The 24,118-nt window shown below is 60.9% G+C and carries 24 protein-coding genes; 14 read left to right on the forward strand and 10 right to left on the reverse strand.

The window, feature by feature from the left end:
- Position 1: 1 nt before the first annotated feature.
- Genes SynBMKMC1_RS13075 through SynBMKMC1_RS13085 form a run of 3 tightly spaced genes read right to left on the reverse strand, consistent with a single transcriptional unit; the run spans position 2 to position 3,990 of the window.
- Positions 2–976, reverse strand: a complete 975-nt coding sequence (locus SynBMKMC1_RS13075; RefSeq protein WP_186472043.1) for a DNA polymerase III subunit delta' — start codon at positions 974–976, stop codon at positions 2–4.
- A 3-nt stretch (positions 977–979) separates the two neighbouring features.
- Positions 980–1,621 (reverse strand): dTMP kinase, encoded by a 642-nt coding sequence (tmk, locus tag SynBMKMC1_RS13080; protein ID WP_186472044.1) that lies wholly within the window; start codon positions 1,619–1,621, stop codon positions 980–982.
- A 2-nt stretch (positions 1,622–1,623) separates the two neighbouring features.
- Positions 1,624–3,990 (reverse strand): cation-translocating P-type ATPase, encoded by a 2,367-nt coding sequence (locus tag SynBMKMC1_RS13085; protein WP_255486209.1) that lies wholly within the window; start codon positions 3,988–3,990, stop codon positions 1,624–1,626.
- A gap of 58 nt (positions 3,991–4,048) precedes the next feature.
- On the opposite strand from SynBMKMC1_RS13085, the gene SynBMKMC1_RS13090 reads away from it, so the two are divergent.
- The gene (locus tag SynBMKMC1_RS13090; RefSeq protein WP_011934133.1) at positions 4,049–4,570 is read left to right on the forward strand and encodes a photosystem I assembly protein Ycf3; all 522 of its coding nucleotides are present in this window, start codon (positions 4,049–4,051) and stop codon (positions 4,568–4,570) included.
- A 12-nt stretch (positions 4,571–4,582) separates the two neighbouring features.
- On the opposite strand, the gene radA is transcribed toward SynBMKMC1_RS13090, so the two are convergent.
- Positions 4,583–5,977, reverse strand: coding sequence for a DNA repair protein RadA (gene radA / locus SynBMKMC1_RS13095; protein ID WP_186472045.1), 1,395 nt, complete (start codon positions 5,975–5,977; stop codon positions 4,583–4,585).
- A 90-nt stretch (positions 5,978–6,067) separates the two neighbouring features.
- On the opposite strand from radA, the gene rpaB reads away from it, so the two are divergent.
- From rpaB to SynBMKMC1_RS13120, 5 genes are read left to right on the forward strand one after another with little or no spacing between them, the layout of a single operon-like run.
- On the forward strand, positions 6,068–6,814 hold the full coding sequence (gene rpaB / locus SynBMKMC1_RS13100; protein ID WP_186472046.1) for a response regulator transcription factor RpaB: 747 nt from the start codon (positions 6,068–6,070) through the stop codon (positions 6,812–6,814).
- Complete coding sequence (gene plsX, locus SynBMKMC1_RS13105) at positions 6,795–8,102, forward strand: phosphate acyltransferase PlsX (RefSeq protein WP_186472047.1); 1,308 nt, start codon at positions 6,795–6,797, stop codon at positions 8,100–8,102. The genes rpaB and plsX overlap by 20 nt, the downstream gene beginning before the upstream one ends.
- 52 nt (positions 8,103–8,154) lie before the next feature.
- On the forward strand, positions 8,155–9,168 hold the full coding sequence (locus tag SynBMKMC1_RS13110; protein WP_186472048.1) for a beta-ketoacyl-ACP synthase III: 1,014 nt from the start codon (positions 8,155–8,157) through the stop codon (positions 9,166–9,168).
- A 27-nt stretch (positions 9,169–9,195) separates the two neighbouring features.
- Positions 9,196–10,092, forward strand: a complete 897-nt coding sequence (fabD, locus tag SynBMKMC1_RS13115) for an ACP S-malonyltransferase (protein WP_186472049.1) — start codon at positions 9,196–9,198, stop codon at positions 10,090–10,092.
- Between the two features lie 2 nt (positions 10,093–10,094).
- Positions 10,095–10,760: a 1-acyl-sn-glycerol-3-phosphate acyltransferase gene (locus SynBMKMC1_RS13120; RefSeq protein ID WP_011934139.1), complete on the forward strand. Its 666-nt coding sequence runs from the start codon at positions 10,095–10,097 to the stop codon at positions 10,758–10,760.
- Here the strand turns inward: SynBMKMC1_RS13120 and SynBMKMC1_RS13125 are convergent.
- The 3 genes from SynBMKMC1_RS13125 to SynBMKMC1_RS13135 are packed head-to-tail and all read right to left on the reverse strand — an operon-like array spanning position 10,751 to position 12,236.
- Positions 10,751–11,338 (reverse strand): YdcF family protein, encoded by a 588-nt coding sequence (locus SynBMKMC1_RS13125; RefSeq protein WP_011934140.1) that lies wholly within the window; start codon positions 11,336–11,338, stop codon positions 10,751–10,753. The genes SynBMKMC1_RS13120 and SynBMKMC1_RS13125 overlap by 10 nt on opposite strands.
- Positions 11,338–11,988, reverse strand: a complete 651-nt coding sequence (gene tsaB, locus SynBMKMC1_RS13130) for a tRNA (adenosine(37)-N6)-threonylcarbamoyltransferase complex dimerization subunit type 1 TsaB (RefSeq protein ID WP_186472050.1) — start codon at positions 11,986–11,988, stop codon at positions 11,338–11,340. Before tsaB ends, SynBMKMC1_RS13125 begins: the two co-directional genes overlap by 1 nt.
- Positions 11,985–12,236, reverse strand: coding sequence for a Ycf34 family protein (locus SynBMKMC1_RS13135; RefSeq protein WP_011934142.1), 252 nt, complete (start codon positions 12,234–12,236; stop codon positions 11,985–11,987). Before SynBMKMC1_RS13135 ends, tsaB begins: the two co-directional genes overlap by 4 nt.
- Between SynBMKMC1_RS13135 and SynBMKMC1_RS13140 the strand changes: the two genes are divergently transcribed.
- Together SynBMKMC1_RS13140 and SynBMKMC1_RS13145 are read left to right on the forward strand one after the other, a co-directional pair.
- Positions 12,235–13,500 carry a CCA tRNA nucleotidyltransferase gene (locus tag SynBMKMC1_RS13140; protein ID WP_186473473.1) on the forward strand — a complete coding sequence of 422 codons (1,266 nt, stop codon included), beginning with the start codon at positions 12,235–12,237 and terminating at the stop codon, positions 13,498–13,500. The two genes, SynBMKMC1_RS13135 and SynBMKMC1_RS13140, sit on opposite strands and share 2 nt — an antisense overlap.
- 64 nt (positions 13,501–13,564) lie before the next feature.
- Positions 13,565–14,002, forward strand: a complete 438-nt coding sequence (locus SynBMKMC1_RS13145) for an RNA-binding protein (RefSeq protein WP_186472051.1) — start codon at positions 13,565–13,567, stop codon at positions 14,000–14,002.
- Between the two features lie 72 nt (positions 14,003–14,074).
- On the opposite strand, the gene SynBMKMC1_RS13150 is transcribed toward SynBMKMC1_RS13145, so the two are convergent.
- Both SynBMKMC1_RS13150 and pds read right to left on the reverse strand, forming a co-directional pair.
- Entirely contained in the window at positions 14,075–14,983 is a 909-nt protein-coding gene (locus tag SynBMKMC1_RS13150) for a phytoene synthase (protein WP_186472052.1), read from the reverse strand.
- Positions 14,984–14,986: 3 nt separating this feature from the next.
- A complete protein-coding gene (gene pds, locus SynBMKMC1_RS13155) occupies positions 14,987–16,405 on the reverse strand; it encodes a 15-cis-phytoene desaturase (RefSeq protein ID WP_186472053.1) in 1,419 nt (472 codons plus the stop codon).
- A gap of 108 nt (positions 16,406–16,513) precedes the next feature.
- Between pds and SynBMKMC1_RS13160 the strand changes: the two genes are divergently transcribed.
- Together SynBMKMC1_RS13160 and SynBMKMC1_RS13165 are read left to right on the forward strand one after the other, a co-directional pair.
- On the forward strand, positions 16,514–16,861 hold the full coding sequence (locus SynBMKMC1_RS13160) for an NAD(P)H-quinone oxidoreductase subunit M (RefSeq protein WP_186472054.1): 348 nt from the start codon (positions 16,514–16,516) through the stop codon (positions 16,859–16,861).
- Entirely contained in the window at positions 16,858–17,490 is a 633-nt protein-coding gene (locus tag SynBMKMC1_RS13165) for a DUF3172 domain-containing protein (RefSeq protein WP_186472055.1), read from the forward strand. Before SynBMKMC1_RS13160 ends, SynBMKMC1_RS13165 begins: the two co-directional genes overlap by 4 nt.
- On the opposite strand, the gene SynBMKMC1_RS13170 is transcribed toward SynBMKMC1_RS13165, so the two are convergent.
- Positions 17,481–18,494, reverse strand: coding sequence for a LysR family transcriptional regulator (locus SynBMKMC1_RS13170; protein ID WP_186472056.1), 1,014 nt, complete (start codon positions 18,492–18,494; stop codon positions 17,481–17,483). The genes SynBMKMC1_RS13165 and SynBMKMC1_RS13170 overlap by 10 nt on opposite strands.
- Positions 18,495–18,625: 131 nt before the next feature.
- Here SynBMKMC1_RS13170 and SynBMKMC1_RS13175 point away from each other — a divergent pair, with 131 nt between their 5' ends.
- From SynBMKMC1_RS13175 to SynBMKMC1_RS13190, 4 genes are all read left to right on the forward strand, one after another.
- Positions 18,626–19,327, forward strand: a complete 702-nt coding sequence (locus SynBMKMC1_RS13175; RefSeq protein WP_186473474.1) for an NnrU family protein — start codon at positions 18,626–18,628, stop codon at positions 19,325–19,327.
- 34 nt (positions 19,328–19,361) lie between these two features.
- On the forward strand, positions 19,362–21,374 hold the full coding sequence (locus SynBMKMC1_RS13180; RefSeq protein ID WP_186472057.1) for an NAD(P)H-quinone oxidoreductase subunit 5: 2,013 nt from the start codon (positions 19,362–19,364) through the stop codon (positions 21,372–21,374).
- A gap of 104 nt (positions 21,375–21,478) precedes the next feature.
- Complete coding sequence (locus SynBMKMC1_RS13185) at positions 21,479–23,134, forward strand: NAD(P)H-quinone oxidoreductase subunit 4 (RefSeq protein ID WP_186472058.1); 1,656 nt, start codon at positions 21,479–21,481, stop codon at positions 23,132–23,134.
- A gap of 53 nt (positions 23,135–23,187) precedes the next feature.
- Entirely contained in the window at positions 23,188–24,090 is a 903-nt protein-coding gene (locus SynBMKMC1_RS13190; RefSeq protein ID WP_186472059.1) for a segregation/condensation protein A, read from the forward strand.
- Positions 24,091–24,118: the final 28 nt, after the last annotated feature.

Raw genomic sequence — 24,118 nt, forward strand, 5'->3', positions numbered from 1 at the left:
GTCAAGAGCTCCGAACGCTGATCAAATTGAGCAGAGTCACCTCCCAGGCCAGGCGAGGCTGCACAAACGACAACAACTGCTGACGCAGGCGATTCAGGCGTTCAACGGGCACTCTGTCGAGCTGCTGTCGCCAGAGAACGGTTTGCCACCAGCTGATCAACCACAACTGCTGCTCACCCTCCAGTTGCTCGCACACATCCCGCGCCAGAGCAAGCGCATCGAGGGGCGTTTGCGGGGGATGCTTCAGGCGCTCCCGCAGGTCCGCCGGAATCGTGCCCCAAACACGCACGTGTTCGATCAGTGCACCAGGAGAGCCTGACGCCAGAGCGACAAGCTCAGGCTCAGCGGCAGCAACCTCCAGAGCTTGGTGGCCAGCAGCCTCGGGTAACTGGGCCAGCACGGTTTGCATCGCAGCATCGGGCAAGCGGGTGAAACGGATCTGCTGGCATCGGGAGCGGATGGTGGTGAGCAAACGATCAGGAGCAGCCGAAAGCAAGATCAACAATCCGTGACCAGGCTCTTCGAGGGTCTTGAGCAAGGCATTGGCCGCTCCCTCAGCCATCGCCTCCGGCTGCTCAAGAACCACCAGCCCTCGCGGCGACTCCAAGGGCTGTCGAGCCAAAAAACGGCCGAGGTCGCGAATTTGTTCCAAGCGAACCTGGGGTGGTGTGCGCCTGTTCACACCGGCGGCTTCGGCTTCAGACCGGGAGATGAGACGCCCCTGATGGCTGTAGGTGGGCTCCACCCAAAGCAGGTCAGGGTGATTGCGCTCTTCAAGACGCCGGCGCTCTCTGGGGTCTGGGCCGCCCCCCGTGAGCACCCCTTCCATGAAGCGCAGAGCGCCAAGCCGGCGACCCACCCCGTCAGGACCACTGAAGAGATAAGCCGGTGCCAAACGCTGGTGCGTTAACGCGGACTGCAACACCTGGGTGGCAAGGGGCTGACCCTGAAGATCAGCAAACAGCTCGCTGACCATCGGTTATCGCCTCCTGAGGGCAGCATGTCCTTCCAGAGCAAGACGAATGGCCTGATGCACCTCCTTAGGGCTCAAAGCCGCAGGGATGCCAACCCAGCCCCGTTCTGCAGCCAGTTGCCTGAATCCATCGGCCACCCTGGCGAGGAAAGCCTGTCCCTCCGCCTCAATTCGGTCTTCAGCCCGCTCCTCCCGTCGGGCCATGCTCGCTTCAAGGGACAGATCGAGCCAAAGCGTGACATCTGGCACGAGTCCAGCCGTGGCAATCCGCTCCAAGGCGAGGATCAGGGCCCGATCCAAACCCCGCCCATCGCCTTGATAAGCCAGGGTTGAACCACTGAAGCGGTCGCTGAGCACCCAGTCGCCGCACGCAAGGGCGGGAAGGATTCGCCGTTGCACGTGCTGGGCCCGGTCGGCGGCATACATCAGCAGCTCGGCTTCCGGGCAAGGCGCCGCTTCATCAGGGGGGTGAAGCAGCAGTTCACGCAGCGCGCGCCCCAGAGGGGTCCCGCCCGGTTCACGGGTGAGGTGCAACGTTGCCCCCTCAGGCATCAGGCCGCTATCCGGAAGCCATTCGGCGAGCTGGCGCAGCTGCGTGGTCTTGCCGCAACCATCGATCCCCTCCAGCACCAGAAAACGCCCTTTCATCGTTAAGGAAGCCGCAGGCTGAGAGCATTCACCACAACCGAGACCGAACTCAAGGCCATCAACAATGCAGCCAGGGGAGGTGAGAGAAGAATGCCGAAACCGGGCAGGAGAACCCCTGCGGCAACGGGCAGAGCGATGAGGTTGTATCCAAACGCCCAGACGAGGTTCTGACGGATCTTGCGCATCGTGCGTCGTGCCAGGCCGAGGGCTTCTGGCAAAGCCTCCAAGCGATCACCCATCAACACCAGATCGGCCGTGTCTTGAGCGATCTGGGTGCCTGTCCCCACAGCGATCCCCAAATCAGCGGCCGCCAGTGCCGGCGCATCATTGATCCCGTCGCCCACCATCGCCACGGGCTGCGACTGACGCCAACACTCCAGCCGTTCCAGCTTCTGATCGGGAAGCAGCTGCCAGGCCATCTCATCCGCCTGGATCCCTAGCGTCTGCCCCACCCGTTCCACGGCCTGGCGACGGTCACCGCTGAGCATGCCGAGGGATAACCCCTGGGAGCGCAGGCGCTGCAAAGCCGTCACGGCATCGGGACGCAGACGATCATCGATGGCCACCAGGCCGATCGGCTGATGGCCCAGGCTCACAGCCACCAGGGACTGTCCACCGGTCTGGGCGGCTTCAACCGCGTCCCGCTGGTGAGCGGACCATTCGACGCCTTGGCTCCGCAACCACTCCAGGGATCCGACCCGCAGCGGATCCGGAGCGTCCGCGAGTGTTCCCTCCATCCCTGCTCCCGGAACCATTCGACTGTCTTGAACCGGAAGCAGAGGAAGGTTGAGACGCTGTGCCTCCTGGAGGAGAGCATGGGCCAGGGGATGGCGACTGGTTTGCTCGAGGCTGGCCGCCAGCTGAATCGTGCGCGATGGATCATCACTCAAGAGCACCGCTTCCACCAACGGCCTCCCCAGCGTGAGGGTGCCCGTTTTGTCGAACACCACCCGCTCGATCTCAGCAGAACGCTCGATCACATCACCACCACGGAAGAGCCAGCCCTGGCGGGCTGCCAACCCCGACGACACGGTGATCACCGTGGGGGTCGCCAAACCAAGCGCACAGGGGCAAGCCACCACGAGCACCGCGATCGCCAACTGCAGACCCAGCCCGAATGGCGTCTGGGCAGCGGCACCAAGGGACTGATGAACGCCATGCCCATGGCCATGGTCCATCAGCACCACAGGAACATCCAGAACCTGCGGCCACAGGCTGCTGCCGATCAGCCACCAGAACAAAAAGGTGAACAGCGCCAGTGACACCACGCCGTAGCAGAAGCGTCCGGCCACCCGATCGGCGAGCCCTTGGATCGGCGCTCGCCGCGCCTGAGCCTGTTCCACCAAGGAAATGATGCGGGCCAGGGCCGTTTCACGACCCACCCGGCGCACCTCCATCACCAGGGTGGCCTCGAGATTGAGACAACCGGAACTGAGCTCCGTTCCTGGGCCGGCATCCACGGGCAACGGCTCTCCCGTGAGGCTGGAGAGATCCACCGCCGAATACCCCTCTTCGATCACACCATCCACCGGGATGCGATCGCCGGCGAGCAGCTCAATGCGTTCACCAGGCCGCAGCATCTCCACCGGTACGTCGCGCACGCTGCCATCGGCCATCACAAGCCGTGCCGATGACGGTTGCAGTGCTGCCAGTTCCTTGAGGGCACGACCGGTGCGCCGACGGGCCCGTTCCTCAAGAAAACGCCCGAGGAGCACAAAGCCCAGAAGCATCACAGGCTCATTGAAAAAACAGGGCCAGCCCACCGCAGGCCACACCAGGGCCACCACGCTGGCGAGGTAAGCGCTGCCCACACCCAGGCTCACCAACGTGTCCATGCTGGGAACGCCACTGATGGCCGCGGCCCATCCACTGCGCAGGATGGATCGTCCCGGTCCGAACAGAGCGACGGTGGCCAGTCCCGCATGGAACGGCAGCGTGCCGATCAAAGGCAACGAGAGCGTTCCCGCCTCAGCCAGATGGCCGAGCACAGAGAGAAGCAGGAGCACCAGGGCCACCATCAGCTGACGCCACTGGTTCCACCAACCCCAGGCCCGGTCGGGCTCCGCGTTGGCGTTCAACACACCACTCTGGCGCGGCTGGGCTGAAAACCCCCTGCTGCGCAAGGCCTCGAGAGCCCCCTCCAGCGCCTGCTGGGGATCCAGAGCCGCGGGATCCAGGCGCAGCCAAGCACTGCGCGTCACCAGGTTGACGCTGGCTTCCTGCACTCCAGGCTGATCCTGAAGGGTGCGTTCAACGGCGCGCACACACCCGCCGCACTTCATTCCCTCCACATCCAGCAGCACCACCTCGGCGCTTGATGAGGGGGGGCTCTCAGTTGATGACGATGGGGACACGGCGACGGATTCCATCAACTCACGCTAGGCATCACCCGTTGGGTTCAGGATGGATTGATCCGTTCTGCTCTTCGTGCCCCGCAGCAACCGCAACGACAACTTCATCGACAAGAGCTTCACGGTGATGGCTGACCTGATCGTGAAACTGTTGCCGATCAACGCCAGAGCAAAGGAGGCCTACGTGTATTACCGCGATGGGCTCTCCGCTCAGAACGACGGCGACTATGCGGAGGCTCTGGAGAATTACGAGGAAAGCCTGAAGCTCGAGGAGAACCCCATCGACCGGGGCGAAACCCTCAAGAACATGGCCATCATCTACATGAGCAATGGTGAAGAAGACCGTGCTCTGGCGACGTATCAAAAGGCCCTGGATGAAAACCCGAAACAGCCGTCGTGTTTGAAGAACATGGGGTTGATCTTCGAGAAACGCGGACGCACCGCTGAAGAAGAGGGTCGCCGTGACGATGCCGACGGATGGTTTGATCAAGCCGCCGAAGTGTGGACGCAAGCCGTGCGCCTGAACCCCGGCGGCTATCTCGACATCGAAAACTGGCTGAAGTCCACTGGCCGCAGCAATGTGGACGTTTACTTCTGATCGCCACCCTGCTCAATCGTCATCGCCGGGATTCACTCCCAAACCAAGAACGAGAGCTTCAGTGATCGATCCCGCTTCGAGCAGAGCGAGATCGAGACGTGCTGCCAAAGGGCCCAGACCGCTGCCCCTCGGGACCACAGCGCGGGTGAAGCCGAGACGCACCGCTTCCTGGAGGCGCAGTTCCAGCTGTCCCACCGGCCGCAGCTGACCACCCAGGCCCAATTCCCCAAGCAACACCGTTCCTGCAGGGAGGGTGAGATCGCGATAGCTGGCCACCACAGCCGCGGCCACGCCGAGATCAGCCGCGGGCTCCTCCACATCCAGTCCACCCGCCACGGCCAGATAGCAGTCGAAGCGCGACAAGGGCAGGCCCATGTGTTTTTCGAGCACAGCGAGGATCTGATGCAGACGGTTCACAGCGATGCCTGTGGCCGTGCGGCGAGGACTGGCGTAACTGGTGGTGCTCACAAGAGCCTGCAAATCCACCACCAGCGGACGGGTCCCCTCGCAAGCCACGATCGTGGCCACACCGCTGGCTCGTTCGCCGCTGAGAAACAGTTCGCTGGGATTGCCCACCTCGGCCAGACCCTGCCCCCGCATCTCAAACACACCCAGTTCATGGGTGGCGCCGAAGCGGTTCTTCACCGCCCGAAGCAAACGATGGCTGGCAAAACGATCACCTTCGAAGGTGAGCACAGCATCCACGAGATGTTCCAGAACCTTCGGGCCAGCCAGGACCCCTTCCTTGGTCACGTGGCCCACCAGCAGCAGGGCGGTGTTCTGACGCTTGGCCACACGCTGAAGCGCGGCCGCACACTCCCGCACTTGGGCCACGGAGCCAGGAGCACTGGAGAGATCGCCGTCATGGAGTGCCTGAATGCTGTCGATGATTGCCACATCCGGCTGCAAGGCTTCAAGCTCCTCCAGGACCAAATCCAGATCGGTTTCCGCCAAAAGCTGCAGATCACTGGGATCTGCGGTGAGCCGCTGCCAGCGCAACTTCACCTGCTGGGCCGACTCCTCTGCAGACACATAGAGCACGGACCGATCGCTGGCGATGGCCGACGCGCTTTGCAGCAGCAGGGTGCTCTTGCCAATCCCAGGATCACCACCCACCAGAACCAGCGAACCGGGAACCAGCCCACCACCGAGGACGCGATCCAGTTCCCCATACCCACTGGACAGCCGCTGCAGCGGCTGATCGCCAAGGGCGGCCATTGACGTGGACCGGCGTGCCTGAGGTCCGGCACCTGGATCAGCGCCAGCGCGGCGGCGCCGGGAATCCTGCTTCGGGGCGGATTGCTCCACGAGAGAATTCCAGCTACCGCAGCTGTTGCAGCGACCAAAAAACTGCCGCGTCTGCGCTCCGCAGCTCTGGCAGACGTAAGAAGTGGACGGACGGGGCACGTCGAATAGTGAAGAAAGTTGGCGTTGCGTGAACAGAACCGCGTTCTGTTCGCCTATTTGTGTCCCATAACTTGAAGCATTGCCGGCGACATGACGGCCTCAGCCCCTACCAAGGAAACTATTCTCGTAGTGGACGACGAGGCCAGTATCCGCAGGATCCTGGAAACCCGCCTCTCGATGATCGGCTACAACGTCGTCACCGCTTGCGATGGCACGGAGGCCCTGGAGTGTTTCCAGGAGTGCGAGCCGGATTTGGTCGTGCTCGACGTGATGATGCCGAAGCTTGATGGCTACGGGGTCTGTCAGGAGCTGCGCAAGGAATCGGATGTGCCGATCGTGATGCTCACTGCGTTGGGTGACGTGGCTGACCGCATCACCGGGCTGGAGCTGGGAGCCGACGATTACGTGATCAAGCCCTTCAGCCCCAAAGAATTGGAGGCCCGAATCCGCTGCGTGTTGCGCAGGGTGGAGAAAGAACACGCTGCCGGTATTCCCAACACCGGCTTGATCAAGGTGTCGGATCTCAAGATCGACACCAACAAACGCCAAGTGTTCCGGGCCGATGAACGCATCCGCCTCACAGGAATGGAATTCAGCTTGCTGGAACTGTTGGTGAGCCGCTCAGGCGAACCCTTCAGCCGTGGTGAGATTCTGAAGGAGGTCTGGGGGTACACCCCAGAACGACACGTGGATACCCGCGTGGTGGATGTTCATATTTCCCGTCTTCGTTCCAAACTGGAAGACGACCCGGCCAATCCCGAGCTGATCCTCACAGCCCGAGGAACCGGTTACCTGTTCCAGCGCATCGTCGATTCCGTTGCCTCCGAAGGATCCTGAGCTGAACCCGGCCTCCACACCGCGGACGAAGCCGCGCCGCTCCAAGGCGGTGCGCCGTCTGGTGGTTTGGTACAGGCGCAATGCTGCCGTGACCAGCCTTGTGGGCACGGCGACGACCTCGGCCAACGCCGCAGGCTCCATGGCCGGTTCCGTGACCTCCATGGCCGGATCCATGCTGCAACCGGTGATGGATCCCCTCCGCCGCCTTCAAGGAGGTGTGCCCGGAGACGACATCGAGATCAACGACCAAGACCGGATTTGGGTTGCAGTGGATGGCATGGGCGGCGACCACGCCCCCGGGCCAATCCTGGAGGGATGCCTGCAGGCGATCGAACGCCTGGCCGTGCGCATTCGCTTCGTCGGCGAAACCGATCGCGTTCTGGAAGCCGCCGCAGCCTCAGGCCTGAGCGAAGCCTTGAACGCTGCGATGGATGCCGGCCACCTCGAACTGATCCTGAGTGGTCCGTCCGTGGAAATGCACGAAGAAGCCACGGTTGTGCGCCGGAAACGCAACGCCAGCATCAATGTGGCGATGGATCTCGTGAAACGTGGCGAAGCCCAGGCGGTGTACTCGGCTGGAAACTCTGGAGCCGTGATGGCCTCCGCCATCTTCCGGCTGGGGCGCCTCACAGGAATTGACCGGCCAGCCATCGGCGCCCTCTTCCCCACCAAAGACCCAGGACAACCGGTTCTGGTTCTCGATGTGGGCGCCAACATGGATTGCAAGCCCTCCTACCTGCATCAGTTCGCGCTGCTCGGCAACATCTACAGCCGCGACGTGCTGCAAGTGGCGCAGCCCAGAATCGGGCTACTCAACATCGGCGAGGAAGAGTGCAAAGGCAATGACCTGGCACTCAGCACCTTCGCGCTTCTGAAAGAGGAATCCCGCTTGCACTTCGCTGGCAATTGCGAAGGCCGGGACGTGCTCTCTGGAGACTTCGACGTGGTGGTGTGCGACGGCTTCACCGGCAATGTGCTGCTCAAGTTCCTTGAATCCGTGGGCAGCGTGCTTCTTGGTGTTCTGAAAGCCGAACTACCGAGGGGCCGCCGCGGCAAGGTTGGCTCAGCGTTTCTGCGCAGCAACCTCAAACGCATCAAGAAGCGCCTGGATCACGCCGAACACGGCGGTGCGCTGCTTCTCGGTGTGAACGGCATCTGTGTGATCGGCCATGGCAGCAGCAAAGCGCTGTCCGTGGTCAGCGCCCTGCGCCTGGCCCATTCAGCCGCAAGCCATGGCGTGATGGAGGATCTCGCTGCGCTGAGCCAGCAAACCGCGGTGCAGGCCTGAACGGCCTCCTGCCGGACTGTGGTTGACTGACGCCACCTGCTTGGATCTTCTCTTGGCTGGACAATCACCGCCGGTCCTGGGCGTGGGCCTGATCGGCAGCGGCAGCGCCCAGGCAGCACAGGTGATCAGCAACGATCAGCTCAGCCAACGGGTGGACACCAACGATGAATGGATCCGAACCCGCACAGGCATTGGGCGTCGCCGGGTTAGCCCTGCCGATCAGACCTTGGTCGACCTCGCGGCAGAGGCAGGCCGAAGCGCCCTGACCATGGCCGGTCGCTCCCCCCAGGATCTCGACCTCATCCTCCTGGCCACGTCCACCCCCGATGATCTGTTCGGTTCGGCCCCGAGGGTGCAGGCCGAACTCGGCGCGACCCATGCCGTCGCCTTCGATCTCACCGCCGCTTGCAGCGGTTTTCTGTTTGCACTGGTCACCGCAGCGCAGTACCTGCGAACAGGTGCGATGCGCCGTGCGCTGGTGATCGGTGCAGACCAGCTCAGCCGCTTCGTTGACTGGGACGATCGCCGCAGCTGCGTGCTGTTTGGAGATGGCGCTGGAGCCGTCGTCCTCGAAGCCAGTGATGAGGACGGACTTCTTGGTTTTCTGCTGCACAGCGACGGGGCGCGTGGTGCGGTCCTCAATCTTCCGGCCAATGACACGTCCGCTCCCCTCATCGCTGGGGCCGAGCACCGTGCCGGGGGGTATCGCCCGATCGTGATGAACGGCCAGGAGGTGTACAAGTTCGCAGTCCGCGAGGTCCCTGCAGTCCTCCAGTCACTCCTGAAGCGCTGTGAAGTCTCAGCTGATCAACTCGATTGGCTCCTGCTCCATCAAGCCAACCAACGCATCCTCGATGCCGTTGCTGATCGACTGTCGGTGCCCAGCGCCAAGGTTCTGAGCAACCTGGCGGCGTACGGGAACACCTCGGCAGCCACCATCCCGTTGATGCTCGACGAAGCGGTGCGCGATGGCCGGGTCAGCTCCGGCGATCTGCTGGCCAGCAGCGGCTTTGGCGCGGGGCTGAGTTGGGGAGCAGCCCTGCTTCGCTGGCAGGGGCCCACGTAGGCTCCAGCAACGCTTGCGCCGTTGAGAATGTCGATCGCCTGGGTGTTTCCTGGTCAGGGGTCTCAGAAAGTCGGAATGGCTGATGCGGTGCTCAGCCTCCCTGGCGCCGAAGAGCGCTTCGCCTTGGCGTCGAGGCTGCTGGGTCGTGATCTGCTGGCGATTTGTCGCGGCGAGGCTGGAGACGGGCGTGATCCCGTTGATTTGAACGACACGCGCAACACCCAGCCCGCGCTGTTCGTGGTCGAATCGCTGATCGTGGATGAGTTGCGGCGGCAGGGGCGCGAGCCTGCGCTCGTCGCCGGCCATAGCCTCGGTGAACTGGTCGCCCTTTATGCCGCGGGGGTCTTCGATGCCGACACCGGTCTTGAACTGATGCAACGCCGGTCTGAGTTGATGGCCGGCGCTGGCGGCGGAGCCATGGCCGCCGTGATCGGATTCGAACGCAGTCAGCTCGACGAACTGGTCAGTGCAACGGAAGGGGTGGTGATCGCCAACGACAACAGTGCAGCCCAGGTGGTGTTGTCAGGCACTGCTGACGCTGTGGCGGCGGTTGGCGAAGCCCTCACCTGCAAACGGGTGATCCCCCTGGCTGTGTCGGGTGCCTTTCATTCGCCCTTCATGCAAGACGCGGCGGATGCCTTCTCGCAGCACTTGAACGATCTGGCCTTTGAGGATGCGCGCGTCCCTGTGCTGAGCAACACGGATCCCACCCCTTGCGTGGATGCGGCTGAACTCAAGCGCCGCCTGCACCGCCAGATGATCACAGGCGTCCGCTGGCGTGAAACCATGCTGGCGATGGGCGAAGCCGGGGTGGAGACCCTGGTGGAAGTCGGTCCAGGGGCTGTTCTCAGCGGATTGGCCAAACGCGCCATGCCTGGGATCACGCTGTCTCAGCTCGCTGGAGCCGACGATCTCGGTCTCTGAACGTGAGCAATCTTGAGTTGCAGGATCAAGCGCCAGGGCCGCTGGTTCTGACGCCACGCCCGAGTCTCGCCTACCGGCTTGTGAGCGCAGCGTTGGTGTTTCCGCTCTACCGGCTGCTGTTCCGGGGGAAGACCCATGGGAACGAACGGGTCCCCTTGCAGGGGCCTTTGGTGGTGGTGGCCAATCATGGCTCCCATCTCGATCCACCCTTGTTGGGGCACGCCCTGGGGCGCCCGGTGGCGTTCATGGCGAAGGCGGAACTCTTCCGGATTCCCCTTCTGGGCCCCCTGATCCGGGCCTGCGGGGCCTACCCCGTGAACCGTGGAGCCAGTGACCGTGAGGCCATTCGCACCGCCACAGCCCGCCTGCAGGAAGGATGGGCCATTGGCGTATTCCTGGATGGAACGCGCCAGCCCGATGGCCGCGTCAACCAACCCATGCCCGGAGCGGCCCTGCTCTCCGCTCGCTCAGGAGCACCGCTACTGCCCGTGGCCATCGTGAACAGTCATCGGGCCCTGGGCACGGGGCGAAGCTGGCCCCGGCTGGTGCCCCTGCAAATGCGCATCGGCGAACCGATCCCTGCCCCTGCCAGTCGCCGCAAACCCGACCTGGAGGCCGCCACCCTCGAACTGCAACGCAGGATCAACGCCCTGCTCGATCAGGGCTGAGCAAACAGTCCGGGCCATTGCCTGCGCACCCAGGGCTTCAGATCACGGCCCGTGAGCACCCATGCCAAGGCTCTGAAACCATCACCCCATCGCTTTCCCATACTTTCCATGCGGCACTGCTCAGCACAACTCACCGGCACGCCCGTCAGGCGAATGCCGCGGCTACCGGCAACCACCCCTCCCACCAGCAAAGCGCGGGGCAAGTGATCCTCACTGGTCACCAACAGCACATGCTCAACCCCCTCAGCCTGCAGCTCATCCACCAATGAGGTGAAATTGCCAAGCGTGTCCTGGGCCCGGTAATCGAGGCGCACCTCGTTGGTTCCAAGTCCCTCATGCTCCATCAACCACCTGGCGTACTCAGGATTGGTTCCACCGCTGACCACCAACGGCAACGCCAGTCGACGAGCCAGGCGTAATCCGATGCGCTCTCGTTCGGCATCACCACCCAAGACAAGAATGCGTTGCGGGTCCTGTCGGGTGAGCGCTGCCTTAGCAAAAGGCCGCAGGGGCGTCGCCATCGCGGCCCCACCAATCAACGCTGACACCAGCAGAAAGGAGCGGATGCCGTGGCCCATCAAACGGATCCCAAAGGAGAGGTGGGGTAGATCGGCAGCACGGAGTCCCAGGGCCCCAAAGCGTCACTGGCATGGCGATCCACGCAACAGCGCAGCAGCTGAAGCACATCGCACGCCACATCGACAGCCATGGTCAGCGCTGGAGCCAGCTGATCTGCCGCTTGAAGCAGCGCAGGATGCTGCAACTCCCTGAAATCCAGGTCTGCGCAGGTTGCGTTGTCTTGATTCCAGCCGTCTCGCACCTGATAGCGACCTGCAACCCGGCCGCGCCGAGGTAGATCCTGAATGATGGAGAACGGTGCACCACGCTGTGGGGCGGGAAGCGTCAGCTGAAGGCGCGGAGCCATCAGCGCAAAGCTGCTCACCCCATCGAGGGGACATTGGAGCTGCTGAGCCAACGTGCGAGCCAGAACGACCGTGAGCCGGGTTCCTGTGAACCCCCCGGGCCCAGTCGCCACAGCGAGGCGACGGATCCCAGGCCACTCGGACGCGGGCAAGATCTCGTCCAACACGGAGGGCAGGGCATTCGTCAGCGCACGCCCCATGGGACGGCAGACAACCTGAGCCGCGCTCAGGGGTGCTTGGGCAGACACCACCGCGATGCCCAGGGTGTCCGTTGAGCTGTGCAGGGCCAGCAGCCAGTCGCTCATTGAGGCACCTCCTCACCAGGGCGCAGGCGCGCCCATCGTCCTTGATCGAGGCTGAAGCTTCCGCAGGCGCGCACATCCCACTCAACGCCGACCTGCCCGTGGGGGAGATCCTGCACACTGATGTGAATCCTGGGCTCAACAGGCTTCATCGGCGGGGCCTCACAGAGATGGGCAGCACCATGCTGACGCTCGACCGCGTGATAGGCCTGACAACGATCGACCCAGCGGCAGTCCACACAGATGCACATGCCCAATGGTTCCAGTGCGGACTCCATTTTGACGGTGAGTCCAGAGCAACTGACTGATCTGCTCTGGCGCCGACTCGAACCGGAGCGATGGCCCCTCAAGCCCTCTCAGCTCCCTGAAGGGGCAGTTCTGGTGGGCGGAGCGGTTCGTGACGGATTGCTGAATCGATTGCCCCCATGTCCGGATCTTGACCTGGTGGTTCCGGGTGCAGTGCTGGGCACCGTCCAACGCCTGGCGAGGGAGCACGGTGGCGCGTGCGTGGTGCTGGACGAGCAACGGCAGATGGCTCGGCTGGTGCTGAAAGGCTGGACGATCGACTTCGCCCGGCTTGAGGGGGACGACCTCACCGAGGATCTGTTCCGTAGGGATTTCAGACTCAACGCCATTGCGCTGAGCCTGTCGCCCCCCCAGCAACTGATCGATCCCACAGGAGGACTTCAAGATCTTCAAGACGGGCTGATCTGTGCCATCCGGGAAAGCAATCTTCGCGACGACCCCTTGCGCCTGCTGCGCGCACTTCGCTTGATGGCCGAACTGGAGATGCGCATTGATACCGACACCTTGGCCATGGTGAAAGCCAACGGTGCATTGCTGACGCGTTCGGCCCCGGAACGCATTCAAGCCGAAGTACTGAGACTCGTGGCCGCTCCTGCTGCCGATGCGGCGATCACGCTCCTGCAGTCCCTGGACCTTCTCAAGCCATGGAGTGCGCCCGATTGGAAGCACTCGCACGTCAACGCAAGCCAACCACTGCGCGCAGGCTCCTCCATGACCTTGGAAGAGCAGAGCCTGGCCCTGCCTCTGGCTCGGCTCACCGCCCTACTCAGCGATTCAGGACTGAGGTCCCTGCGCTTCAGCCGACGACAGATTCAACGTTGCGCCAAGCTGCGCCGATGGCAGGAGCGCTGCGGCAGTGAAGACGCCAGCAGCTTGGATGAAACGCAGAGGCTGCGTTTGCATCAGGACCTTGAGGCTGATCTTCCAGCCCTCGTTCTGCGCTGGTCAGAGCAACGCAGAAACCGATGGATGCAGCGATGGAGAAACCCGGAGGACCCGTTGTTCCATCCCCGTACCCCCTTGGATGGGGACACCCTCCAGAGCGAGCTCTCTCTCAATCCAGGCCCAACACTCGGTGCCTTGATCCTGCACCTCACCACCGCACGCGCCTATGGTCGTGTTTCATCCCGTGAGCAGGCCCTCGACGAGGCCCGCCGATGGCTCCACCGGCCTCCTTCGACAAGCGAGTCGAACAGGCGCTGTGATTAACTGCCATGGCAGCGACGACAACGATCGGCCTGACACGCAGTTTTCCGTTTCTCTTCCCCGTTTCATGAGCGTGCGTCTTTACATCGGCAATTTGCCGCAGAATTTTGAAAGCAAGGAGCTTGAAGCTCAGCTCACCAGCGTGGGGGAAGGCGTTCGCTTCAAAGCGGTTTTTGACAGGGAGACCGGTGCATGCCGCGGTTTCGGCTTCGCCAACATCGACGATGAAAAGGTCGCCGATGCCGTGATCGAGCAGTTCAACGGCAAGGAGTTCAACGGCAACAGCCTGCGCGTCGAGCGCTCTGAACGTCGTGACAGCAATGGTGGCGGCGGTGGTCGCCGCGCCGGACAAAATGGAGGAGGCCACGCTCCCGGTTCAGCCCGCAAAGCTGTCAATAAAGTGGTTCACAGCGATGCCAAAGCTGAGGATGGCCCCGATCCCCGCTGGGCAGGAGAGCTGGCAAAGCTGAAAGATTTACTTGGCAACCAGAAAACCGCCGTTTAGTTTCACAATGCATGTTGAAATCAGTTCAACATGCAAGAAAGCCGACCTCTCGAAGGGGTCGGCTTTTTGTTGCTAACGCGACTGGGCCAAGACGAACGATCGAGGCAGATCGAGAAATTTATTGAATTTACCCACATACGCACGCGCATTAAAAACGTCGTAGTCCTGACGCTCAATTGCATCAAGAATGCCTCGGTACAGGCGGAGAGAGGTCCAGACAGGCCAGCGAGCATCTCTGGACAGCCAGCGAACTCCCGATTCCGAACGATCAAACCAATCACGAGCCCTGTGAAGCTGAAAAGCCATAAGGCTCTTCCAGGACTCGTTAACCTTTCCAGCGAAAAGCTCATCTTCGCTGTAGCCAAAATAATCAAGATCTTCTTGGGGCAGATAGATACGACCTCGACCTCGATCTTCACCGATATCCCGAAGAATATTGGTCAATTGATTGGCAATACCGAGCGCAATTGCCGCATCGGATGTATCCGGCCGATCACTCCAAGGAGCCGACGTATAAGCATCATCAACACCCATCACACCCTGAGTCATCAAGCCGACCGTACCGGCCACCCTGTAGCAATAAGTCTTGAGATCATCAAATGATGCATAACGAGTCCACGTTAAATCCATCCTTTGCCCCTCGATCATGTCGAGATAAGGCTGAATCCCCTGAGGGAAGCGCTCGATAGTGTCTGCCATAACAGCATCGAGCTCGTCGCAAACGTGTCCTTGAAACAGGGCACGCGTCTTCTCCTCCCAATGATCAAGTCGATCGGAGAGTTCTTGAACGGAACGAGACTGTGCCTCGTCACTATCCATCAACTCATCAGTTCTACGACACCAAACGTAAATTGCCCAAATGGCACGACGCTTCTCTCTTGGAAGCAGAAGTGTTCCGAGATAAAAGGTCTTGGCCCACTCAGCGGTTTCCCGACGACAGGCCTCGAAGGCTGCGTCAAGATCCGGGGTGGAGAGGCGCATGACTCAAGCCGACACCGGCTCGCTAATCGACGTTGATGATGACAGCTGATCGCCCTTTCGATCAACAGCACCTGCGCAAAGCTTGCCACTCAGCACAGCACCTTCCATTGAGGCCAAATAGCGCTGCATTGTGTAGTCGCCAGCAAGGAAGAAATTCTTGATCGGTGTGGTTTGATCAGGTCGCAGCTTCTGACAACCCGGAGTGGTCTTGTAGACCGAAAGAGGAGTCTTCACAACCTTGTACTTGCGCAGGTTGGCGGGATTATCGCCACTGAAGTGCATGGGGAACAGTTTCTTGAGCTCACCCATGGTGGCTTCGATGATCTCCTCATCGGGACGACCGATCCAATCCTTGGCTGGAGCAAAGACAAGCTCCAGCATGGAACGGTCTGGGTCTTCGTACTCCTTGCAGGTGATGCTCATGTCGGCATACACACTCAAGAGTGGAGAACGGCTGAAAAGAAGGTGGTCGATGTCGGTGAGTTTGCGGTCAAACCAGAGATGCAGGTTGATCACGGGCACCCCTCGCAATCCGTCCAGCTTTTGAAAGACGTCCATCTGCTTCCAGGGCTCTGGAAGCAGCAACTTGAAGGGATCCACGGGCAAGGCGCTCACATAGGCATCAGCCGTGAGGTCGAAACTCTCCTTGCCTTTCACACCGCCGATATGAAACGCCGCCACAGAGCCGTCGGGGTTCAGTTTGATTTCGCGAAGTGGGCTATCAAGATGAACCTCGCCACCCAGGGAGCGAATGTGTTCGACCATTGGTTCGCAGAGACGCTCCGGTGGAGCACCATCCAGGAACGCCATCTGAGAACCGTTTTTCTCCTGCAAAAAGCGATTCAGGGCTGTGAGAACCACAGTGGATGAAATTTCATCGGGATCGATGAAGTTCAGAGCCTTACTCATGGCAATGAACACTTCATCATTGACTCGCTCAGGGATGTTATGAAGTTTCAGCCACTCAGTCCATGAATACTGATCACACTCCTCGACGTAGCCCTGCCCCCTGAGCATGGCCGGCACCAGGCCCAGACCGAAACTGATCTTCTCCGGCCAAGTGAGCATGTCGTTGTTACCGAGAATGGCGGCAACGCCATTCACCGGAGCCGGAAGATCAGGAAAGTCGAAACGGCTATAGGTACCAGGCTCTTCCGGCTGGTTAAAAATCATCGAGTGGCTTTTCCACTGCAGCCTATCTTCGATACCAAGCTCCTTGAACAGCTGGAGCATGTTGGGGTAAGCCCCAAAGAAGATATGAAGGCCAGTTTCGTACCAATCCCCGTCCTCGTCTTTCCAGGCCGCCACCTTGCCGCCAAGCACGTCACGGGCTTCCACCACAACAGGCGTGTGACCTGCATCAGCGAGGTATTTGGCACAGGACAGTCCTGCCAGGCCGGCTCCCGCGATAGCGACGCGCATGCTTGAGATCAGAAGTTGAAACCAACCTTAAAAGGAGAGCCTCCCGCTCCGCTTCCTAAAGTCGGATCCAATTCGCTCATGCGGTGCTGAAGCCGCAACGTCCTCCCCATGGCCGAGACCCTGCTCAAGAGCACCACGCGCCACATCCGCCTCTTCACGGCTCGGGTTGAAAACGGTGATCTCGTCCCCGATCCAAACCAGCTCACGTTGGACCTTGACCCGGACAACGAATTCCTCTGGACCGAGGGCACGGTGACCACAATCCAGACGCGCTTCCGCGACCTGGTTGAAAGCTATGCAGGCCAACCCCTCAACGACTACAACCTCCGGCGCATCGGCACCGAACTCGAGGGAAGCATCCGCGAGCTTCTTCAAGCTGGAAGCCTCACCTACAACCCTGACTGCAGGGTGATGAATTACTCCATGGGCCTGCCAAGGACCCCTGAACTGCTGTGAGCCGCTCCCCTTACGACCGTCCCCGCGGCGGCAACGACCGTCGCTCCGATGACCGCCGTCGGCCAATGGATCCCCGCATGGACGAACGGCGAGGAGGCCGTGGCTATGGCGGTCCCCCGACCGATCCAGCGGGGGGAGGGGGGTTGCGCATGAACAGTGCCACGATCGCTGTTCTCGCGGGTGTTCTCGTGGTTGGGATCGGCATCGGCAGCGCTGTGACCAGCACCACCCAAGGCGATCAGGGAAACATCGCCAGTGCTCAGCAGCTCGATATGGCCGTGCCTGATCCTGAGTTCTGCCAGCAGTGGGGCGCCAGTGCCTTCGTGATGGACATCGAGATGTACACCACGCTCAACCCCTCCAGCAGCTTCGTCACCCAACCCACTCTTCAGCCCGGTTGCGTCATCCGTCGCGAGAACTGGGCTGTGCTCAGAAAGGAAGGGGCCATCACCTCCGCCCAAGAGCGCGACTGCAAACAGCGGATGAACACCTTCGCGTACATCGGATCCGTTCGAGACAAACCGGTGGTGCGCTGCGTGTATCAAACCGACATCAGCCAGAACAAGTTTCTGACCCGCGGCGTTGCCGACGACACCGTGGGCATCACCCCGGAAGCTGATCAGTTCTGATCTTGGCTCGGCAGGGGGTCGGCTCCTCCATCTCCTGCTTCCCCAGTCAACCCGCTCCCTCTGGCTTGGCGCAAAGGGCTGTCAGCACTGGCGAACACCGGTAAGACATCGCGGCGAAACGCCTCTGCGGCCCGAGAGCAGTACCGGGAGGGATTGGTGATCAGCTTCAGCTGTCGCCGAACCTGAAGATCCACCACCGCCGGACGGTGCAACGTGTTCGCGGTGAGCTCCCGCTCAATCGACACCACAGGAAGGAACGCTGCTCCAAGACCGGCCTGAACAGCATTCTTGATGGCCTCAAAAGAATTCAACTCCATCTCAATGCGCAGACGGGGCACATCGAGACCGGAGCGCGCCAACAGCTGATCCACCATTTTGCGGGTCGTGGACTGCGCATCCAGGCTGACGAAGCCAAGGCGGTAGAGGTCGTCCTTGCTGAGCTCCACCAGACGCGAGAGGGGATGCTTGATGGGCAGAACAAGAGCCAACTCATCGCTGGCGTAGGGCACGACCTGCAGAAGTTCATTGAGTTCAGCAGGAAGCTCCCCGCCAATGATCGCCAAATCGATCTGACCGTTGGCAACGCTCCATCCCGTCCGCCGGGTGCTGTGCACGTGCAGCTGCACTGACACATCAGGGAATTTTTGGCGGAACAGTCCGATCATCCGCGGCATCAAGTAAGTGCCGGTCGTCTGACTCGCCCCCACCAGCAGCGAACCACCTTTGAGGTCATGAAGATCATCCAGCGCGCGGCAAGCCTCATGGCATTGGCTCAGGATTCGATCGCAATAACTAAGGAGAAGGTGCCCTGCTTCGGTGAGCTGAGCCTTGCGTCCACCACGGTCAAACAGCGACACCTCAAGCTGTTTTTCGAGATTCTGAATCTGGAGGCTGACAGCCGGTTGGGTGACGTAAAGACTGTCAGCAGCCTTCTTGAAGCTTCCTTCGCTGACGATGGCCCGCAGGATGCGCAGCTGATCCAGAGTGAAGGGCAGATCGGCCATGGAGAGCTGCCTTGAGGCAGCAGGGACTTGAAAACTGTAAGTGCGCCCTTCCCCCCAGACTCCAGAATCAACACTCTTGCAGCATCTCGTTGGCTGAAGTCACCGGCGATCTCCACCACAGCAGCCTGGTCATGATTCTGCTGCTCTTGGTGTTCGCCATCATTCACAGCGGCGGTGCGGCCTTGCGCAGTCGTGCGGAGGAGCGGATCGGTGCTCGGGCCTGGCGGTTGGTCTTTGCCGCCCTGAGCATTCCATCAGCTGTCGTGGTGATCGGCTACTTCCTGGCCCACCGCTACGACGGCATCCGTCTGTGGAATCTCCAGGGCGTTCCCGGCATGGTTCCCGCCGTGTGGATCGTGACGGCGATCAGTTTTCTCTTCTTGTACCCCGCCACCTACAACCTGCTGGAAATTCCCGCCGTTCTGAAACCGCAGGTGCGTCTCTACGCCACCGGAATCATCCGCATCAGTCGACACCCCCAGGCTGTTGGACAAATTCTCTGGTGCCTCAGCCACGCCCTCTGGATCGGAAGCAGCTTCATGCTCGTGACCTGCGTAGGCCTAATCGGACATCATCTCTTTGCCGTCTGGCACGGCGACCGTCGCCAGAGGGCTCGGTTCGGAGAGGCGTTCGAAACCCTGCGATCGGAAACCTCGGTCGTTCCATTCGTGGCGATTGTTGACGGCCGGCAGCAGCTGATACTGAAAGAACTCGTCAGGCCAGCTCAGTTGGGAATCGCCATTGCCGTGGGTGTGTTTTGGTGGGCGCATCGCTACATCCCGGCCGGTGGGATGGCTTTTCTGCATTCCCGTCTTGGAGAAGTGCTGAGCTGAGCTGCTTACACTCTTAACAACACGTTTTCTCCGGATGCCCTCGGCTGCCGATTCCGCCTGGTTGATTCCGGTGCTGCCCCTGATCGGGGCGTTGATCACTGGTCTCGGCCTCATCAGCTTTAACCGCACCATCAACCGCCTGCGCAAGCCGGTTGCACTGCTGCTGATCAGCTGCGTCGGAGCTGCTGCTGTGATCAGCTACGCCGTTCTCTTCGAGCAACTCGGTGGAGCGCCGCCCGTTGAGCACTTGTTCGTTTGGGCCAGTGCCGGTGATTTCAGCCTGCCGATGGGCTACGTGGTTGATCCTCTTGCCGCTGTGATGCTGGCTCTCGTCACCACCGTGGCGTTGCTGGTGATGATTTACTCCCACGGCTACATGGCGCACGACAAGAGCTACGTGCGCTTTTTCACGTACCTGGCGATCTTCAGCAGCTCGATGCTTGGCCTGGTGGTCAGTCCCAACCTGCTGGAGATCTACGTGTTCTGGGAACTGGTGGGGATGTCCTCCTACCTGCTGGTTGGTTTCTGGTACGACCGTGATGGCGCGGCCCACGCGGCACAAAAGGCCTTTGTGGTGAACCGCGTGGGCGACTTTGGCCTCCTGCTTGGCATCCTCGGATTGTTTTGGGCAACGGGAAGCTTCGGCTTCCAAGGCATTGCCGATGGGCTCTCAACCGCTGTCAGCAGCGGCGTCGTTCCTGGCTGGGCCGCTCTGGCCCTCTGCCTGTTCGTGTTCATGGGCCCGATGGCGAAATCGGCCCAGTTCCCTCTGCATGTGTGGTTGCCAGACGCCATGGAGGGCCCCACGCCAATCTCAGCCTTGATTCATGCCGCAACGATGGTGGCTGCGGGCGTGTTTTTGGTTGCCCGGCTGGAGCCGCTTTACAGCCAGTTCCCCGCGGTTGGGGTGTTCATCGCCGTGATCGGAACGCTGACCTGTTTCTTGGGTGCCACGATCGCCCTCACCCAGATGGATCTGAAAAAAGGGCTGGCCTACAGCACCGTGTCCCAGCTGGGTTACATGATGCTGGCCATGGGTTGCGGTGCTCCGGTTGCCGGGATGTTCCACCTGGTCACCCACGCGTTCTTCAAAGCGATGCTCTTCCTGGGGTCAGGGTCCGTGATCCACGCCATGGAGGATGTGGTGGGTCATGAACCCGTACTGGCGCAGGACATGCGCCTGATGGGAGGCCTACGCAAGAAAATGCCCATCACGGCCATCACCTTCCTGATCGGCTGTGTCGCCATCAGCGGAATTCCTCCTCTGGCCGGTTTCTGGAGTAAGGACGAAATCCTTGGTCAGGCTTTTCAGACCTTCCCCCTGCTTTGGGTCGTGGGCTTTCTCACCGCAGGCATGACGGCCTTCTACATGTTCCGGCTGTACTTCCTGACCTTCGAAGGAAGCTTCCGCGGCCATGACGAAGCCCTGCAGGCTCGCCTGATGGAAGCGGCAGGCAAATCCGTGGATGCTGAGCACGCCCACCACGCCGGCACACTGCATGAGTCACCCTGGTCGATGACCACACCACTGCTGGTGTTGGCGGTTCCCTCCATCCTGATTGGCTTGCTGGGCACGCCCTGGAACAGTCGGTTTGCTGCCTTGCTCAACCCGGAGGAAGCTGTTGAGATGGCCGAGCATTTCAGCTGGGGTGAGTTCCTGCCGCTGGCCGGTGCTTCGGTTGCGATCTCGGCAGCAGGAATCACAGTGGCTGTGCTGGCCTATGCCCTGAAACGAATTGATCTTGGACAGCTCGTTGCAGCGCGCTTCCCGAGCGTGAATGCCTTCCTCGCCAACAAGTGGTACCTCGATGCCATCAATGAGAAGCTGTTTGTGCGCGGCAGCCGGAAAATTGCCCGGGAGGTGCTGGAGGTGGATGCCAAGGTCGTGGATGGTGTCGTGAACTTGACCGGCCTCTTAACGCTTGGCAGTGGCGAAGGCCTCAAATATTTCGAAACAGGCCGCGCGCAGTTCTATGCCCTGATCGTGTTCGGAGGGGTGATTGCCCTGGTGGTTTTGTTTGGGGTTCTTGGTGGTCCGATCGCCTGATGGCCAGCCTGGGGACTCAGGCGTTGTGTGTGTCAACGCCTATCGAGAGGATGCCAGTTCACTCAGCATTTCTACACTCCGAGCAGTGGTGAATGTGCTGACCCTTGCTCGAGTTTGCCGTCAGTGCTCCGTTTGACCCGGCAGCTGATATCTCCGCGGGAATCATTCCCGCCCAGTTCCCCTGGCTGAGCCTTTCGATCCTCTTCCCGATCGTTGGTTCGCTGATGGTTCCCTTCATCCCTGATCAGGGTGACGGACGTCAGGTGCGTTGGTTCGCCCTTGGGATCGCCTTAACAACGTTTCTGATCACAGTCGCTGCCTACCTCAATGGCTACGACCCCAGCTTCAGTGGGCTTCAGCTTTCAGAGCGGGTGAGCTGGCTTCCGAATCTCGGCCTGACCTGGGCCGTTGGCGCCGATGGCTTGTCCATGCCCCTGATTCTTCTCACCAGCTTCATCACAACACTGGCCGTTCTGGCCGCGTGGCCTGTGACCTTCAAGCCGAAGCTGTTCTTTTTCCTGATGCTGGCCATGGACGGGGGGCAGATTGCTGTCTTCGCTGTTCAGGACATGCTCCTCTTCTTTCTGGCCTGGGAACTCGAACTGTTGCCTGTGTATTTGCTGCTGGCCATTTGGGGAGGAAAAAAGCGGCAATATGCAGCGACCAAATTCATCCTTTACACCGCAGGAAGCTCTCTATTCATCCTTCTGGCGGCGCTGGCCATGGGCTTCATGGGCGGAGGAACGCCCAATTTCGAATACGCCGTACTGGCCCAGAAAGGGTTCAGCACCAGTTTTCAACTTCTTTGTTACGCAGGCCTACTGATCGCTTTTGGGGTCAAGCTACCGATCGTGCCGCTGCACACCTGGCTTCCTGATGCCCATGGTGAGGCCACAGCTCCTGTGCACATGCTGCTGGCAGGGATCCTTCTGAAAATGGGGGGGTATGCACTGATGCGTTTCAACGCCGAGATGTTGCCAGACGCGCATGCGCAGTTCGCACCGCTGCTTGTGGTTCTGGGTGTGGTCAACATCATTTACGCAGCACTCACCTCCTTCGCCCAACGCAATCTCAAACGCAAGATCGCCTACAGCTCAATCAGTCATATGGGATTTGTGTTGATCGGCATCGGCAGCTTCAGTGCGCTGGGCACGAGCGGAGCCATGCTCCAGATGATCAGCCACGGACTAATCGGAGCCAGCCTCTTCTTTCTTGTGGGCGCCACCTATGACCGCACCCACACGCTTCAGCTCGACGAGATGGGCGGAGTGGGACAGAAGATGCGCATCATGTTTGCTCTCTGGACCGTGTGCTCTCTGGCGTCCCTGGCTTTGCCTGGAATGAGTGGCTTTGTCAGTGAACTGATGGTCTTCACCGGATTTGCCACCGACGAGGCTTATACCCTCACGTTCCGGATTGTGATTGACGGTTTAGCGGCGGTTGGTGTGATCCTGACGCCGATCTATCTGCTGTCGATGCTGCGAGAAATCTTCTTCGGCAAGGAAAATGTTCAGCTGGCCTCGAACACCAATTTGGTGGATGCCGAGCCCCGCGAGGTTTACATCATCGGCTGTTTGCTGGTGCCGATTATCGGCATCGGCCTCTACCCACGCCTGATGACCGACAGCTACCGCACGGCAATCGAGGCGCTGGTGGATCGCGATATTGCTGCGATGGAAACCATCAGCCGTCCCACCGCACCGCTGATCCGAAACCCAAGCCTCGCTCCTGCTCTGCTTCAGGCACCCAAACTTCCCTAGGACTGGCCCATCCCTTCCAGGATCGGTACTTTTCCAGGAGTTGGTGATCACGGGTGGCAGAAGCCGGGCTGAATCCAAGTGCAGATTCCGGCGCCAGGCTTGCCATCCGTCTGCTCCAGGATGCAGCGCAACGCGGCGATTTAGACCCCTGGGATGTGGATGTGATCGCCGTGGTCGATGGATTCCTCGACCAGCTCAAGCAAAGGATCGAGGTTCCGAAACGCGTAGCAGCGGAGATCAACAACAGGGGAGGGAGCTACGAACGCGATCTGGCCGACAGCAGCGAAGCCTTTCTGGCAGCATCGGTGCTGGTCAGCCTCAAGGCTGAAGTGCTTGAGGCCCAAACGTTCCCACCGGAACCAGTGCTGGAGGAGGCCTTCGACGCTGACTTCGCCGATCAGGGATGGCTGGATCCAAGCTTCGACCTCCCCAGGCGCCCTGAAAAACATCTTCTGCGCCGTCCGGTGGCGCCGCCCCCCCTGCGCCGACCGGTCACCCTCGGAGAGCTGATTGAACAGCTGGAGTCGATTGCTGAACAGCTGGAGTCGGATGAGCTGGACATGCGTCGACGCCAACGACAGAAACGACTCTCCAATCGCGAAGCGATCGCCCAGGTCGCAGCCCTGGCCCATCGCGAAAAGCTTCCGGAAACCACCGCCGCACTTGGCCTATTTCTGAACAAGTGGGAACAGGCTCTGCAGTGGGTCAACTTCGAGACCCTCGTTGAACGCTGGGGCGACGCCGCTGCGCCGGATCTCGACACCGATCGTGTCGGTGTGTTCTGGGCCCTCCTGTTCCTCTCATCACAGGGTCAAGTGGAGTTGGAGCAGGCTGGGACCCTGCATGGACCGATTCAGCTCAGACGGCTTCTGGAGCCTGGCGCCATGGCACAACTCCCCCTGACCAGCCTTGACGTGCCAGATGTCGTGCCGGCCAAAGCAGCGATAGCCGCCTAAGCCCCCACTTATTGTGGTTTTTGGAATC

The organism is Synechococcus sp. BMK-MC-1 (assembly GCF_014279955.1).
In the GTDB taxonomy this organism is placed as follows: domain Bacteria; phylum Cyanobacteriota; class Cyanobacteriia; order PCC-6307; family Cyanobiaceae; genus Synechococcus_C.

Bases quoted from the DNA above. Each gene is read 5' to 3' on its own strand.
- SynBMKMC1_RS13075 (WP_186472043.1), bottom strand. From the start codon at position 976: ATGGTCAGCGAGCTGTTTGCTGATCTTCAGGGTCAGCCCCTTGCCACC.
- tmk (WP_186472044.1), bottom strand. From the start codon at position 1,621: ATGAAAGGGCGTTTTCTGGTGCTGGAGGGGATCGATGGTTGCGGCAAG.
- SynBMKMC1_RS13085 (WP_255486209.1), bottom strand. From the start codon at position 3,990: ATGGAATCCGTCGCCGTGTCCCCATCGTCATCAACTGAGAGCCCCCCC.
- rpaB (WP_186472046.1), top strand. From the start codon at position 6,068: ATGACGGCCTCAGCCCCTACCAAGGAAACTATTCTCGTAGTGGACGAC.
- fabD (WP_186472049.1), top strand. From the start codon at position 9,196: ATGTCGATCGCCTGGGTGTTTCCTGGTCAGGGGTCTCAGAAAGTCGGA.
- SynBMKMC1_RS13125 (WP_011934140.1), bottom strand. From the start codon at position 11,338: ATGGGCCACGGCATCCGCTCCTTTCTGCTGGTGTCAGCGTTGATTGGT.
- tsaB (WP_186472050.1), bottom strand. From the start codon at position 11,988: ATGAGCGACTGGCTGCTGGCCCTGCACAGCTCAACGGACACCCTGGGC.
- SynBMKMC1_RS13140 (WP_186473473.1), top strand. From the start codon at position 12,235: ATGCCCAATGGTTCCAGTGCGGACTCCATTTTGACGGTGAGTCCAGAG.
- SynBMKMC1_RS13135 (WP_011934142.1), bottom strand. From the start codon at position 12,236: ATGTGCATCTGTGTGGACTGCCGCTGGGTCGATCGTTGTCAGGCCTAT.
- SynBMKMC1_RS13145 (WP_186472051.1), top strand. From the start codon at position 13,565: ATGAGCGTGCGTCTTTACATCGGCAATTTGCCGCAGAATTTTGAAAGC.
- SynBMKMC1_RS13150 (WP_186472052.1), bottom strand. From the start codon at position 14,983: ATGCGCCTCTCCACCCCGGATCTTGACGCAGCCTTCGAGGCCTGTCGT.
- pds (WP_186472053.1), bottom strand. From the start codon at position 16,405: ATGCGCGTCGCTATCGCGGGAGCCGGCCTGGCAGGACTGTCCTGTGCC.
- SynBMKMC1_RS13160 (WP_186472054.1), top strand. From the start codon at position 16,514: ATGGCCGAGACCCTGCTCAAGAGCACCACGCGCCACATCCGCCTCTTC.
- SynBMKMC1_RS13170 (WP_186472056.1), bottom strand. From the start codon at position 18,494: ATGGCCGATCTGCCCTTCACTCTGGATCAGCTGCGCATCCTGCGGGCC.
- SynBMKMC1_RS13175 (WP_186473474.1), top strand. From the start codon at position 18,626: ATGATTCTGCTGCTCTTGGTGTTCGCCATCATTCACAGCGGCGGTGCG.
- SynBMKMC1_RS13180 (WP_186472057.1), top strand. From the start codon at position 19,362: ATGCCCTCGGCTGCCGATTCCGCCTGGTTGATTCCGGTGCTGCCCCTG.